Genomic DNA, 13,424 nt, shown 5'->3' on the forward strand with positions numbered 1-13,424 from the left:
CCTAAGCTAGTCCTAACCGAGAAGAGGTGTCAAGTCAGCTCGTCCGACTCATAGCGGTTCGAGGCCGTGGACCAGGCCCGCTGACTCGATACCCGCGATGGCAGCACTCTCGTCCTCGGCGGAAGAGGCGCCACTGACGCCCACCGCGCCGATAACGCGCTCATCGGCATCGAGGACCAGCACGCCCCCGGCGACGGGGATGAAGTGCCCGCCCGACGCGGTGGACACGCTGGCGAGAAAGGCGGGACGCTCGGCGTTGCGCGCCCCCACCACTCCGCTGGCCACACCGATGCCAAGCGCGGCAAATGCCTTGCCCTGGGCAACGGGGAAGCGCAACGGGGCGCAACCATCCTCGCGTTCGGCGGCGACCACATGACCTCCGCCATCCAGCACCACGGCGGTCAGCGGCTCTGTGCCGGCACGCCGGGCCTGGGCGAAGACGCCGTCGAGAATGGCTCTTCCCTGCTCACGAGTGAGTTGGACGCTGCTGCGAAAGACCTTGCCGGCCATGGGGTGCTCCTTGTTGTTATGTCGCTGGGGTTATGTCGCTGGAGTTATGTCGCTGGTATTGGCTCGCTTCGTTGCTGTGTCACTGGTATACCCCTCTGCATTCGCTGGCACCGCTTGGCGGCATCAGAGAAGCTTGAGAGAATTTTGAATTCATAATACCTTTCAGGGTGTGCCGTCAACCGCGCAGTGTGCTTGAATACCAGGCAGGAGAAGCAGCGGCGATCGCCATGCAGGGAAATCCCACGATAGCGACCGCGGACAAGGAAACAGACCATGACCAAGATTCAGCCTCGTACCCTCTATCGTGAGGTCGCCGACCGCATTCGAGACCTTATCGAGCATGGGGAACTGGCCCCCGGGGAGCGCATCTCCGAGAAGCAGCTGTGCGAGAATTTCGGCGTATCGCGCACGCCGCTGCGCGAAGCGCTCAAGGTGCTGGCCTCGGAGGGCCTGGTGGAGCTGCTGCCCAACCGGGGCGCCCGCGTCAAGCAGTTGACCTACAAGATGGTGAAGGACACCTATGACCTCATGGGTGCCCTGGAAGGGCTTTCGGGCGAACTGGCCTGCCAGCAGATCAGCGATGAAGGCATCGCGGCGATCTGCGCGCTACACGAGCGCATGCTGGTGCATTATCACAATCGTGAACTGCCGGAATATTTCCAGGTGAACCAGAGGATCCACGAGAGCCTGCTGGCCGCTTCGAACAACGATGTGCTGCTGGAGATGTACAACAATCTCAGCCAACGGGTGAAGCGGGTTCGCTACTCCAAGAAGATGACCGAAAGCTATTGGCGCCGCGCCGTACAGGACCATGAAGAGATGATCGCCGCGCTCAAGAAGCGTGACAGCAAGCGGCTGGGCCAGGTGCTGCGCGACCACCTGTGCAACAAGCTCGAGGTCGCCTCGATCGCCGGCGTCATCGACGACGGGGAGACCCGCAACGCGGCGAACTCCTGACCGCTGGCTATCGGCCGTGCTCCCGACCGGGAGCTCCAGCACTGGTCACTGCCACTCCTTCAGGCGCATGGCCGAGCGCTCCAGCCGCTGGTCTTCCGCTTCGATCTCGTGCAGCTGCTGACCGATACCGGCGAGGTGGTCCAGGGCCGCGCGCTTGGCGGCCTGGGGCTTGCCCTCGATGATGGCCCGATAGAGTCGGGCATGCTGGCGGTTGATCATTTCGCGCGGGGCCTCGCGGTGGTAGAGGTTCTTCACCGAGGCGAACACCGAGCTGAGCAGCAGATCGGTAAGCGTCTGCAGGGTATGTACCAGCACGGGGTTGTGAGACGCCTGGCAGATCGCCAGGTGGAAGGCATGATCCAGGTGTGCCAACTGCTCGACCTCGATCTTCGGGCACTCCTTCACGTAATCGATCATGGCTTCATAGCGGCGCTGGATCAGCACGCGGTCGCTGGGTGTGGCACGTTCGGCGGCCAGCTTCGCCGACTCCCCCTCGAGCAGTGAACGCACCTCGAGGAGATCGTACAGCGTGCGCGGATGGTCGCGCAGCAGGTGCATCAAAGGGCTGTCGTCCCGCCCCGGGACCAGGTCGGCCACCACCGACCCCCGCCCCTGTCGCGTCACGATGATGCCCTTGCTACGCAGCGCGCGCAGCCCCTCTCGCAGCGAAGAGCGCGATACGCCCAGCCGCTCGCAAAGCCGACGCTCAGAAGGCAGCAGCTGCCCCGGCCGGAAAACCCCGTCGAGGATCAGGTGCTCGAGCCTTGCGGCCACCGCATCGGGGGTGCGCGTCGGCAGGGCAAGCTCGTCGGACTCCCTGGTACCCACCGGCTCCGTGGCGCCCCATGGCGCGACCTCCCGAGTCCCCGATTCCTTTGTCATGAGGTGATCTCCGCAAGCCGCCAGAGCAGGATCGTCATTGACCGGCTGTCATCGAACGACTAATGGTATATGGTGGAAATATTTTCCAATATAGTCGAAAACAACTGGTCATACCAGCAGACCGGAAGCTGGACAGCGAGTCGGTTAGCGCGCAGATTGGGGCTTTAGCACGATCACAACTCCTGCCGCCATGACTCTCAATGAGGCGTCTCCATGAATATCCTCTACGATGAACGACTCGATGGCGCGGCGCCGCAGCTGGACAAGACCGCCATCCGCGACAGTCTCGCCCAGGACGTACCCGGCCTGACGCTGCTGCATCGTGAAGAAGACCTGCACCCCTTCGAGTGCGACGGCCTCTCGGTCTATCGCACTCTGCCCATGCTGGTGGCGCTGCCAGAGACCCTGGCGCAGGTCGAACAGCTGCTCAAGACCTGCCACCGCCTCGGTGTGCCGGTGGTGACCCGCGGTGCCGGCACCGGCCTCTCGGGCGGTGCCATGCCGCTGGAGCACGGCGTGCTGCTGGTGCTGTCGCGCTTCAGCCGCATCCTGGAGATCGACCCCGAGGCGCGAATTGCCCGGGTCGAGCCCGGTGTACGCAACCTGGCCATCTCCGAGGCGGCCTCACCCTATGGCCTCTACTACGCCCCGGACCCCTCTTCCCAGATCGCCTGCTCCATCGGCGGCAACGTGGCCGAGAACGCCGGCGGCGTGCACTGCCTCAAGTACGGCCTGACCGTGCACAACGTGATCAAGGTCGAGGTACTGACCATCGAGGGCGAGCACATGACCCTGGGCAGCGATGCCCTGGACGCCCCCGGCTTCGACCTGCTGGCGCTGTTCAATGGCTCCGAGGGCATGCTCGGCGTGGTCACCGAGATCACCGTCAAGCTGCTGCCCAAGCCCGAGACCGCCAAGGTGCTGATGGCCAGCTTCGATGACATCGAGAAGGCCGGCAACGCCGTGGGCTCGATCATCGCCGCGGGCATCATTCCCGGCGGCCTGGAGATGATGGACAACCTGGCCATTCGCGCCGCCGAGGACTTCATCGGCGCCGGCTATCCGGTGGAGGCCGAGGCCATCCTGCTCTGCGAACTGGATGGCGTCGAAGCCGACGTCGATGACGACTGCGAGACCGTTCGCCGCGTACTCGAGGCGGCCGGCGCCACCGGTATCCAGCAGGCCCGCGACGATGCCGAGCGCGCGCTGTTCTGGGCCGGTCGCAAGAACGCCTTCCCGGCGGTGGGCCGCATGTCGCCGGACTACTACTGCATGGACGGCACCATTCCGCGCCGTGAACTGGCCCGGGTGCTCAAGGGCATCTCCGACCTGTCCGAGCAGTACGGCCTGCGCGTGGCCAACGTCTTCCATGCCGGCGACGGCAACATGCACCCGCTGATCCTGTTCGATGCCAACACCCCGGGCGAGCTGGACGAGGCCGAGGCGCTGGGCGGCAAGATCCTGGAACTGTGCGTCGAGGTGGGCGGCACCATCACCGGCGAGCATGGCGTCGGCCGCGAGAAGATCAACCAGATGTGCGCCCAGTTCCGCCCCGACGAGCTGGCCACCTTCCGCGCCGCCAAGGCCGCCTTCGATCCGACGGGCCTGCTCAACCCGGGCAAGAACATTCCCACGCCGGCCCGCTGCTCGGAATTCCGCACCATCAAGAGCGCGGCAGCCGACCCCGCCAAGCAAGGCTGACTGGAGTGACCATGGACAAGACAGCAACGACACCCCATGACCATGACGCCAGCGAGTCATTGGCAGAGCGCATCCGTCAGGCGAGTGCCACCGGCACCCCGCTGCGCATCGTCGGCGGCGATACCCGCGGCTTCTACGGCCGTCCCACAGAGGGCGAAGTGCTATCCACCGCCGAGCACCGGGGTATCACCTTCTACGACCCGGTGGAGCTGGTGGTATCGGTACGCAGCGGCACTCCTCTCGCCGAGCTCGAGGCCGCCCTCGCCGAGCAGGGGCAGATGCTGCCCTTCGAGCCGCCACGCTTTGGTGAAGCGAGTACCGTGGGCGGCATGGTCGCCACCGGTCTCTCCGGCCCCCGCCGCCCCTGGGCCGGCAGCGTGCGCGATTTCGTACTCGGGGTCCGGGTGATCGGCCACGAGGGGATCGAGCAGCGCTTCGGCGGCCAGGTGATGAAGAACGTCGCCGGCTACGACCTGTCGAGGCTGATGGTCGGCGCCCAGGGCACCCTCGGGCTGCTCACCGAAGTCACCTTCAAGGTGCTGCCTCGGCCCGGCGCCAGCCGCAGCCTGCACCTGGATATCTCACTCGAGGAGGCGCGCAACAGGCTGGCCGACTGGGGCCGTGAACCGCTGCCCATCAGTGCGGCAGCCTGGCTGGAGGGCGCCCTGCATATCCGCCTGGAAAGCGGGCCGAGCTCCGTGGCCGCCACCCGCGAGCGTCTCGGCGGCGATGAGCTGGATGAAAACTTCTGGCCCGCGCTACGGGATCTGAAGCTGGACTTCTTCGGCCAGGGTGACGCCTCCGCCAGGGCCAGCGACCGGCCCCTGTGGCGCCTGTCACTGCCCCATCGCACGGCCTCGCTGGGGCTCGCCGACGCAGCGGAAGCCTCGATGATCCACGACTGGGCCGGCGCCCAGTGCTGGGTCAGGAGTGCCATCGATGCCGAGACCCTGCGCAGCGCCTGCCGGCGCGTCGATGGTCATGCCACCTACCTGGGCGCCTGTGGAGGGCCGGGAAGCGACGAGCCCTTTACCCCGCTGCCATCGGTGCTGCTGAAGTATCACCGCAACCTCAAGGCCGAGCTCGACCCCAAGGGCATCTTCAACCCGGGCCGGCTCTACGCGGCGTTCTGAGACGTATCGAGGAAACCTACATGCAGACGCACTTTACCGAGGAAGACCTCAAGAAGCCGCACATCCGCGAGGCCGACCGCGTGCTGCGCAGCTGCGTTCACTGCGGCTTCTGCAACGCCACCTGCCCTACTTATCAATTGCTGGGCGACGAACGCGACGGCCCCCGGGGACGCATCTACCTGATGAAGGAGATGCTGGAGAACCCCGACGACGACGTGAACGTCACCGAGCAGACCCGGCTGCACCTGGACCGCTGCCTGACCTGTCGCAACTGCGAGACCACCTGCCCCTCCGGCGTGGAGTACCACAAGCTGCTCGACATCGGCCGCGCCGAGATCGAGCGGCGGGTGCCGCGCAAGGCTAGCGACCGCGCCCTGCGCTATGGGCTGCGCAAGGCCCTGACCGATCCCAAACGCTTCCAGGCGCTGCTCAAGCTGGGCCAGACCTTCAAGCCGCTGGTGCCGGGGAAGCTCAAGGACAAGCTGCCGCCCAAGCCGGTGGATGCCGGGGCACGGCCCGAGGGCAAGAGACACGAACGCCAGATGCTGATTCTCGAAGGCTGTGTACAGCCGGGGCTCTCGCCCAACACCAATGCCGCCACGGCAAGGGTGCTGGACCGCCTGGGCATTGGCCTCACCCCGGCTCCCGAGGCAGGCTGCTGTGGCGCTGTGGATTTCCACCTCAACGCCCAGGACGACGGCCGAGCCCGCATCCGCGCCAATATCGACGCCTGGTGGCCACACGTTGAGGCCGGTGCCGAAGCCATCGTGCAGACCGCCAGCGGCTGTGGCGCCTTCGTCAAGGAGTACGGCGAGATGCTGGAGGGCGACCCCGAGTACGCCGAGAAAGCCCGACGGGTCAGTGAGCTGGCCCGGGATCTCGTCGAAGTGCTGCGCGACGAGGAGCTGGAAGCGCTGAAGGTGAAGGAGAGCCGCAAGCTCGCCTTCCACTGCCCCTGCACCCTGCAGCATGCCCAGAAGCTCGGTGGCGCCGTCGAAGGCGTGCTGGTCAAGCTCGGCTTTTCGCTGACGCCGGTACAGGATGCCCACCTCTGCTGCGGCTCGGCGGGCACCTACTCCATCACCCAGCCGGAGCTCGCCACCCAGTTGCGCGACAACAAGCTCAACGCCCTGGAAGCCGGCAACCCGGAGCTCATCGTGACCGCTAATATCGGCTGCCAGACACACCTGAACGGCGCGGGGCGAACGCCCGTCAGGCACTGGATAGAAATCGTCGACGAGACGTTACAACCTGCAGCGAGCACGGCCCTCGGCCAATGAATCTACCAACCCGAGGGGCGCCGGGGACAGGCCGTAGAGGAGGTCCGATGCCATGGATGGCATCGGTAGCGCCCAGGGAAGGGTTTACAGCGCCTCCTCGCAGGCCTGTTGCCGGAACAGCCCCGGTGATTCAGCCACTGGGGTAGCTATTAATTCAGTACAGCAACACTCATCCCAAACAGGAGATCACCATGAACACCAAGCCCGCACTCACCCTCACCGACGTCAACGCCATCCTCGATGCCGCCCAGCAGGAGGCCGAAGCCAACGGCTGGCTGGTCACCATCGCTGTCGCCGACGACGGCGGCCACCTGCTCGGCCTGCGCCGCCTCGACGGCACCGCCCCCTTCACTGCCAATGTGGCCGCCGAGAAGGCGCGTAGCGCCGCCATGGGCCGCAAGGAGACCCAGGTCTTCGAGGAGATGATCAACAACGGTCGCACCGCCTTCGTTTCCGCACCGCTACAGGCACTGCTCTCCGGTGGTGTGCCGGTGATCGTCGACGGCCAGGTCGCCGGCAGCGTCGGGGTTTCCGGCGTCAAGCCCGACCAGGACGTACAGGTGGCCAAGGCAGCCATTGCCGCCATCGGCTGAAGTCCAGGCCAGGCCAACCTCGCAAGCGCCCTGCTGTTGCATGACAGCGGGGCGTTTCTGTCCTGTGCAGTTGGCCCGGGTTATCTATACTGACAGCGGCCGAACCGATGGCTCGCCGGCACCGCATCACGTCGGATAAAGCTGGCTCAGAAAGACGGTTCCGGCCGAGGCACTGCCTATCCATTCGGACCAGCCGACCGGCTGCGTTCAAAGGAGATATCGACAATGATAAAGACACTGTTTGCCGCACTGGTATTACTCGCCTTCGCCTTTCCGGCCTGGGCCGCCAGTTGCCCCATGCTGATGGGCGAGATCGACGAGGCCCTGCAGGACGACGCCAAGGTCGCCCAGCTAAGCGAGGCCGAACTCGAGCAGGTCAACGAGCTGCGCCAGGAGGGCGAGGAAGCCCACAATGCCGGCGACCATGCTCGCTCCGAAGATTTATTGAACCAGGCCAAGGAAATCCTCGGCGTTTGACCGGATACCGGACGGGGGCCGTTTTGCCCTCGTCTGGCTTCCTTTCTTCACAGCACCGTGTGCTTGTCCTGGGCTTCCTCGGCACAAGCCAGTACCCATTGTTGCAGCGCTCGCTTCGCCTCACCCGACGTATCCGGCCGCGCATCGATCAGCCCATAGCCACGCGACGAGCGCAGCCCCAACTCCTGCAGACCGACCAGCATGCCACTCTCGAGCATGTCATCGACCAACCCTCGCCATCCCATCCCGATGCCCTGTCCGGCGATCGCCGCCTGAATCAGCAGCGTGTAGTTATTGAACGTCAGCTCCGGGGATTCCAGATAGCCGATGCCTGCCAGTTGCTCGAAGTAACTCGGCCAGTCCAGCCAGCTCTGCCCCTGGTCAGCGGTCAAGGCCAACAACGGCAGCTCGGCAAGTCGCTCGGGAGACTCGATCGGCCCGTGCTGCTGCAGGAAGCCGGGGCTGCAGACCGGAAGGACCTCCTCGTGGAACAGTCGCGGCACGCCGGACGCCAGGGTCCGCTCGTCACAGAACAGGATGGCCACGTCGACCTCCTGGGTGCGCCAGTCGAGCACGCCCTGGTTGGTCACGATGCGCACGTCGATATGCGGATGTGCTTTACGGAAGCTCGGCAGCCGCGGCATCAGCCAATAGGCTGCGAACGAGAAGTCGGTGAGGATGTTCACATGCGGGTGTCGGTACCTGTGCTGGAGCCGATCGATGGTGTCATCGATGATCGCGAACCCCTCCTGCACACCGGCGAACAGCGCCTGCCCCGCCTCGGTCAATCTTACCCCGCGATAGATGCGCTCGAACAACGGCATGCCGAGCTGCTCTTCAAGGGCCCGGACCTGCTGGCTGACCGCCGACTGGGTCGAGCGCAGCTCTCTCGCCGCGGCCGTGAAGCTGAGGTGCCTGGCCGCCGCCTCGAACACCCGCAAACCGTTTGGCGATGCTCTCCCACCTACCCCCATCATTAGCTCACCTAATATGTTCCATAAAAATTCAGCGAGTTTACAGGCCATGAGATTAGCAGGGAGACTGTCATGCTAGCCAGCCGCGGTTTGGCTCGAGCATGAAACCCTAGCGCGCAGCAACGAGCAAGAGAGGCCCCATGACGCCCAAGCAGCCCAACATCCTGTTCCTGATGGCCGACCAGGTGGCGGCCTCTGCCCTGCCCTTCTACGGGCACCCCCTGGTCAAGACTCCGCATCTGTCACGCCTGGCGGCCGAAGGCGTGGTCTTCGATTCGGCCTACTGCAACAGCCCGCTATGTGCACCGTCGCGCTTCACGCTGATGGCCGGCCAGCTGCCGTCGCGCATTGGCGGCTACGACAACGCCGCCGAGTTCGCCGCCGACATCCCCACCTTCGCCCACTACCTGCGCGATGCCGGCTACGCCACTGCGCTCTCGGGCAAGATGCACTTCTGCGGTCCCGATCAGCTGCACGGCTTCGAGGAGCGCCTGACCACCGACATCTACCCGGCCGACTTCGGCTGGTTCGTCGACTGGGAAAACTTCGACGAGCGACCGAGCTACTACCACAATATGTCATCGGTGATTCAGGCCGGCCCCTGCGTGCGCTCCAACCAGCTCGATTTCGACGACGAGGTCACCTTCCGCGCCAAGCGCTTTCTACACGACTATGTTCGCAACAACACCGCACGCAACAACCCGGCCCGCAACGGCGAGCGGCGCCCCTTCTGCCTGACGGTGTCGCTGACCCACCCCCACGACCCCTACACCATTCCCCGGGAGTACTGGGACCGCTACGACCACGACGCCATCGACATGCCGCGTGTACCCTACTCGCGGGAATTGACGGACCCGCACTCCCAGCGCCTGCGTCATGTCTATCAGTTCGACGAAGACACCGTCAGCGACGAGCAGATCCGCAACGCCCGCCACGCCTATTACGGAGCGCTGAGCTACGTCGACGACCAGATCGGCGAGGTACTGAAGGCCTTGAAAGAGACCGGCCTCGACGAAGACACCATCATCGTCTTCTCCGGAGACCACGGCGACATGCTCGGCGAGCGCGGCCTCTGGTACAAGATGAGCTGGTTCGAGGACTCCGCACGGGTGCCGATGATCGTCCACGCCCCCGGCCGCTTCACCCCGGGCCGGGTGCGCGAGTCGGTGTCGACCATGGACCTGCTGCCGACCTTCGCCGAGATCGCCCACGACGGCACCGCACCGGAGTACGCCGTGCCCATCGACGGTCGCAGCCTGCTGCCGCACCTGACCGGCACCGGCGGCCATGACGAGGTGATCGGCGAATACCTCGGCGAGGGCGCCATCGCACCGCTGCTGATGATCCGACGCGGGCGCTACAAGTTCGTCCACACCGCACCCGACCCCGACCAGCTGTTCGACCTCGAGGCAGACCCGCTCGAGCTCAACAACCTGGCCGAGGACCCCACCCACCTGGAGCTGTGCAAGCAGTTCCGCGACGAGGTCGCCAGCCGCTGGAACTATGAGCGGTTGCACGGCGAGGTGATCGCCAGCCAGCGACGCCGCAAGCTGGTCTCACGGGCGCTCATGCAGGGCAAGGTCACACCCTGGGACCACCAGCCGTCGTTCGATGCCAGCGTCCAGTACATGCGCAACACCATCGACCTGGACGATCTCGAACGGCGAGCGCGCTTCCCGTTGGCCAGCGACACCCATGCATGACACCCTACGCCTGCCGTCCTCGCGGTGGGCTAGACTGTTCTCCTGATACCAAGGCTCCACATTTATGAGAAAGCCCTGCGAATTTATAACCAATAATTTAATAAACTAATAATCAAGGAGGAATAACTCATGAGCTCCCCGAGCGACCCCTCGTCACCTCCCGGGGCCAACGACATGCAAACCGATTATGTCGTTGGCCAGGATAACGTCGAAGGAACACTGGGCCCCATCGGCTTCGATATCCACAACCGGGTCTTCGCCGTATCGGCACTCGCATCGGTCGTCTTCATCATCCTCACCCTGCTGTTCCCGGAACGGGCGGGAAATCTCTTCCAGTCCATCGTCGGTTTCTCTACCGGCACCCTGGACTGGTATTTCATGATAGTGGTCGACTTCTTCATCCTGTTCTGCCTGGCGCTGGTCGTCTTGCCCTATGGCTCGGTCCGGCTGGGCGGTCCGGATGCCCGCCCCGAGTACGGCTATCTCTCCTGGTTTGCGATGCTGTTCGCCGCCGGTATCGGCATCGGGCTGCTGTTCTTCGGCGTGCTGGAGCCGGTCTACCATGCCAACGTCTCGCTGCCGCTGGGCATACCGTCTCCCTTTGGCGCCGATGGAGCCCTGAACCCAGAGGCCATTCCCGAGGCCACGGCCATGGGGCTGGCGGGCACCTATCTGCACTGGGGCATCCACGGCTGGGCCGTCTATGTGGTGATGGCCCTGGCGCTGTCCATTTTCACCTACAACAAGGGCCTGCCCTTCTCGATTCGCTCGGCCTTCTTCCCGATCCTCGGCGATCGCGTGTGGGGCTGGTGGGGCCATGCGATCGACATCCTGGCGGTGTTTTCCACCCTGTTCGGCCTCGCCACATCGCTGGGGCTTGGTGCCCAACAGGCCAATGCGGGGATGAATTTCGTCTTCGGCCTGGAGGTCAGCACCACCGCCCAGGTCATCATCATCCTGCTGGTGACGGCGGCGGCACTGGTGTCTGTGTGGCGCGGGCTCGAGGGCGGCGTGAAGAAGCTTTCCGAGATCAACATGGTCCTGGCGGTGCTGTTCTTCTTCTTCGTGCTGTTTGCCGGCCCCACCCTGGTGGCCCTGAGCGGCTTCTGGACCGGGCTTACGACCTATGTGAAGGAGTTAATACCCTTGTCGGCACCGATCGGCCGTGACGACGACGCCTATCGCCAGGCCTGGAGCATCTTCTACTGGGCCTGGTGGATCAGCTGGGCACCCTTCGTCGGCATGTTCATCGCGCGAGTGTCGCGCGGGCGTACGGTTCGCGAGTTCGTGCTCTGTGTACTGCTGATTCCCAGCCTGTTCATCTTCATCTGGATGGGCGTCTTTGGCGCCACGGCACTGGATCAACTCTACGCCAGCCCCGACACCAGCCTGGTCAAGGACTACGTGATCGACAACTACAGCCCCGAGCTGTCGCTGTTCGGCATGCTCAACGAACTCCCGTTGACGGGCCTGATGTCGACCCTTGGCATCGTGCTGGCGCTGATTTTCTTCATCACCTCGTCGGACTCCGGCTCCCTGGTGATCGACACCATCACCGCCGGTGGCAAGATCGATGCGCCCAGGCCTCAGCGGATGTTCTGGGCAGCGGTGGAGGGGTTGATTGCCATCGTGCTGCTGATCGGCGGCGGCCTGTCGGCGCTTCAGGCGGGGGTGACGGCGACGGCGATTCCGTTCTCGATCGTGATGCTGTTGATGTGCTATAGCATCATCAAGGCGCTGAATGGCGAGCTGCGTCACAAACCCTCTTGAGGGACATTGACTGCGTTACTGAAACGGCTTGGTGAGAGCCAAAGGAGGCGACAGCATGGCAGGGGGCTGGTCAAGAGACGGCGCCGAGCAGGAGCAGATCGAGAGTACGGTGGAGGACGCGCTGCAGCGGGTACGCAGCCAGCTTCCCACCGGCGAGAGCCGGAAGCACTGCGAGGAGTGCGGCGACGAGATTCCCCAGGCTCGCCGCGAGGCGATCAAGGGCGTGCGCCTGTGCATTGCCTGCCAGAGCGAGCGGGACAAGCAGCAGACGACCTACAGCGGCTACAACCGTCGCGGCAGCAAGGACAGTCAACTGCGCTAGGCCTACTGACGCGTCGCCCGCCGACTCGAGAGGCCGATATCATTAGCCTTCTCATGACTTGCAGCCTCGTCTCAGCACGATATGATGACAGCTCTACAGAGCCCCGCCCACGCGGGGCTCTGCTTTGTCAAAGAGGTCGCCATGCCGCTGCTCTATTTCCTCGCCCCGCTCGGTGCGGTGCTGATCTGGTCGGGCAACATGACCATCAACCAGCTCACCGTGGGCTCCATCGCCCCCAGCAGTATCGCCTTCCTGCGCTGGGTGCTGGCACTGGCCGTGCTCACGCCCTTCGTGCTGCCGTCCGCCTGGCAGCATCGCGATGCCATCCGCCGCCACTGGCCAAAGCTTGCGGTGCTGGGCCTGATCGGCATGGCACTGTGGCAGGGCCTGGCCTATGTCGCCGCCGAGACCACCTCGGCCACCAACATGGGCATCCTTGCCGCCATGGTGCCGCTGCTCACCGTACTGCTCAGCGCGTTGATCCTGCGCGAGGCGCCGAGCCTCGGTGGCACCCTGGGCGGCATCGTGGCGCTGTTCGGCGTTACCGTACTGCTGGGGCGAGGCAACCCACTCTCGCTGCTGCAGCTGGAAGTGGCCCTGGGCGACCTGCTGATGGTGGTCGCCGCCACCTGCTACGCCCTCTACGGCGTCATGCTCAAGCGCTGGCCGCTGGACCTGCCGCCCTGGGTCGTGCTCTACGTGCAGGTCTGCTTCGCCGTGCTGTTCCTGCTGCCCGGCTACCTGCTGGGGCCGATGACGCCGGTGGACGGCCATAATGTCTGGCTGATTCTCTACGCCGGCATCCCCGCCTCGATCGTCACCACCTTCCTGTGGATGCGCGCCATCCGCCAGATCGGTGCCAGCCAGGCGAGTATCTTCATCAACTTGATGCCACTGTTCAGCGCCCTGATCGCCATGGCCTTCCTGAACGAGCGGATCGCGCTGTTCCACCTGGTTGGAGGCGTGCTGGTACTGGCGGGTGTCATCATGGCGCAGACGTTGACCCAACCCCTGATCCGCAAGGCAACCCGCAACGTATGACCCAGGACACCACGCCGCCAAATCGAGCCCATGCCTTCGCCATGGGTGGGCGTGCGGGAGAATGACAGACGCAAGAAAAAA

At 64.6% G+C, this 13,424-nt stretch carries 13 protein-coding genes; 10 read left to right on the forward strand and 3 right to left on the reverse strand.

Annotation, left to right across the window (positions count from 1 at the left end):
- Positions 1-48: 48 nt before the first annotated feature.
- A complete protein-coding gene (locus tag LY622_RS06670) occupies positions 49-510 on the reverse strand; it encodes a GlcG/HbpS family heme-binding protein (protein WP_234290169.1) in 462 nt (153 codons plus the stop codon).
- Positions 511-783: 273 nt separating this feature from the next.
- Here LY622_RS06670 and LY622_RS06675 point away from each other — a divergent pair, with 273 nt between their 5' ends.
- The gene (locus LY622_RS06675) at positions 784-1,467 is read left to right on the forward strand and encodes a GntR family transcriptional regulator (RefSeq protein ID WP_234290170.1); all 684 of its coding nucleotides are present in this window, start codon (positions 784-786) and stop codon (positions 1,465-1,467) included.
- Between the two features lie 45 nt (positions 1,468-1,512).
- Here LY622_RS06675 and glcC read toward each other — a convergent pair whose 3' ends face one another.
- Positions 1,513-2,349, reverse strand: a complete 837-nt coding sequence (gene glcC, locus LY622_RS06680; RefSeq protein ID WP_234290171.1) for a transcriptional regulator GlcC — start codon at positions 2,347-2,349, stop codon at positions 1,513-1,515.
- Positions 2,350-2,562: 213 nt separating this feature from the next.
- On the opposite strand from glcC, the gene glcD reads away from it, so the two are divergent.
- The 5 genes from glcD to LY622_RS06705 all read left to right on the forward strand — a co-directional run bounded on the left by glcD (position 2,563) and on the right by LY622_RS06705 (position 7,533).
- Complete coding sequence (glcD, locus tag LY622_RS06685) at positions 2,563-4,050, forward strand: glycolate oxidase subunit GlcD (RefSeq protein WP_114477010.1); 1,488 nt, start codon at positions 2,563-2,565, stop codon at positions 4,048-4,050.
- A gap of 11 nt (positions 4,051-4,061) precedes the next feature.
- Positions 4,062-5,183 (forward strand): glycolate oxidase subunit GlcE, encoded by a 1,122-nt coding sequence (gene glcE, locus LY622_RS06690; protein WP_234290172.1) that lies wholly within the window; start codon positions 4,062-4,064, stop codon positions 5,181-5,183.
- A 20-nt stretch (positions 5,184-5,203) separates the two neighbouring features.
- Positions 5,204-6,463, forward strand: a complete 1,260-nt coding sequence (gene glcF / locus LY622_RS06695; protein WP_234290173.1) for a glycolate oxidase subunit GlcF — start codon at positions 5,204-5,206, stop codon at positions 6,461-6,463.
- 191 nt (positions 6,464-6,654) lie between these two features.
- The gene (locus tag LY622_RS06700) at positions 6,655-7,056 is read left to right on the forward strand and encodes a heme-binding protein (RefSeq protein WP_234290174.1); all 402 of its coding nucleotides are present in this window, start codon (positions 6,655-6,657) and stop codon (positions 7,054-7,056) included.
- Positions 7,057-7,281: 225 nt separating this feature from the next.
- Positions 7,282-7,533, forward strand: coding sequence for a PA2433 domain-containing protein (locus tag LY622_RS06705; RefSeq protein WP_223136012.1), 252 nt, complete (start codon positions 7,282-7,284; stop codon positions 7,531-7,533).
- Between the two features lie 47 nt (positions 7,534-7,580).
- Here LY622_RS06705 and LY622_RS06710 read toward each other — a convergent pair whose 3' ends face one another.
- Entirely contained in the window at positions 7,581-8,510 is a 930-nt protein-coding gene (locus LY622_RS06710) for a choline sulfate utilization transcriptional regulator (protein WP_234290175.1), read from the reverse strand.
- 137 nt (positions 8,511-8,647) lie between these two features.
- Here LY622_RS06710 and betC point away from each other — a divergent pair, with 137 nt between their 5' ends.
- From betC to LY622_RS06730, 4 genes are all read left to right on the forward strand, one after another.
- A complete protein-coding gene (gene betC / locus LY622_RS06715; RefSeq protein ID WP_234290176.1) occupies positions 8,648-10,210 on the forward strand; it encodes a choline-sulfatase in 1,563 nt (520 codons plus the stop codon).
- Between the two features lie 129 nt (positions 10,211-10,339).
- On the forward strand, positions 10,340-11,980 hold the full coding sequence (locus LY622_RS06720; RefSeq protein WP_234290177.1) for a BCCT family transporter: 1,641 nt from the start codon (positions 10,340-10,342) through the stop codon (positions 11,978-11,980).
- 55 nt (positions 11,981-12,035) lie between these two features.
- Positions 12,036-12,302, forward strand: coding sequence for a DksA/TraR family C4-type zinc finger protein (locus LY622_RS06725; RefSeq protein ID WP_234280214.1), 267 nt, complete (start codon positions 12,036-12,038; stop codon positions 12,300-12,302).
- A 141-nt stretch (positions 12,303-12,443) separates the two neighbouring features.
- Entirely contained in the window at positions 12,444-13,343 is a 900-nt protein-coding gene (locus tag LY622_RS06730; protein ID WP_234290178.1) for a DMT family transporter, read from the forward strand.
- Positions 13,344-13,424: the final 81 nt, after the last annotated feature.

Origin of the sequence: Halomonas alkalisoli (genome assembly GCF_021412585.1) — a bacterium.
Taxonomy (GTDB): Bacteria; Pseudomonadota; Gammaproteobacteria; order Pseudomonadales; family Halomonadaceae; genus Halomonas; species Halomonas alkalisoli.

Excerpts from the sequence above, each read along its gene's own strand:
- LY622_RS06670 (WP_234290169.1), bottom strand. The coding sequence starts at position 510 with ATGGCCGGCAAGGTCTTTCGCAGCAGCGTCCAACTCACTCGTGAGCAG.
- LY622_RS06675 (WP_234290170.1), top strand. The coding sequence starts at position 784 with ATGACCAAGATTCAGCCTCGTACCCTCTATCGTGAGGTCGCCGACCGC.
- glcC (WP_234290171.1), bottom strand. The coding sequence starts at position 2,349 with ATGACAAAGGAATCGGGGACTCGGGAGGTCGCGCCATGGGGCGCCACG.
- glcD (WP_114477010.1), top strand. The coding sequence starts at position 2,563 with ATGAATATCCTCTACGATGAACGACTCGATGGCGCGGCGCCGCAGCTG.
- glcE (WP_234290172.1), top strand. The coding sequence starts at position 4,062 with ATGGACAAGACAGCAACGACACCCCATGACCATGACGCCAGCGAGTCA.
- glcF (WP_234290173.1), top strand. The coding sequence starts at position 5,204 with ATGCAGACGCACTTTACCGAGGAAGACCTCAAGAAGCCGCACATCCGC.
- LY622_RS06700 (WP_234290174.1), top strand. The coding sequence starts at position 6,655 with ATGAACACCAAGCCCGCACTCACCCTCACCGACGTCAACGCCATCCTC.
- LY622_RS06705 (WP_223136012.1), top strand. The coding sequence starts at position 7,282 with ATGATAAAGACACTGTTTGCCGCACTGGTATTACTCGCCTTCGCCTTT.
- LY622_RS06710 (WP_234290175.1), bottom strand. The coding sequence starts at position 8,510 with ATGATGGGGGTAGGTGGGAGAGCATCGCCAAACGGTTTGCGGGTGTTC.
- betC (WP_234290176.1), top strand. The coding sequence starts at position 8,648 with ATGACGCCCAAGCAGCCCAACATCCTGTTCCTGATGGCCGACCAGGTG.
- LY622_RS06720 (WP_234290177.1), top strand. The coding sequence starts at position 10,340 with ATGAGCTCCCCGAGCGACCCCTCGTCACCTCCCGGGGCCAACGACATG.
- LY622_RS06725 (WP_234280214.1), top strand. The coding sequence starts at position 12,036 with ATGGCAGGGGGCTGGTCAAGAGACGGCGCCGAGCAGGAGCAGATCGAG.
- LY622_RS06730 (WP_234290178.1), top strand. The coding sequence starts at position 12,444 with ATGCCGCTGCTCTATTTCCTCGCCCCGCTCGGTGCGGTGCTGATCTGG.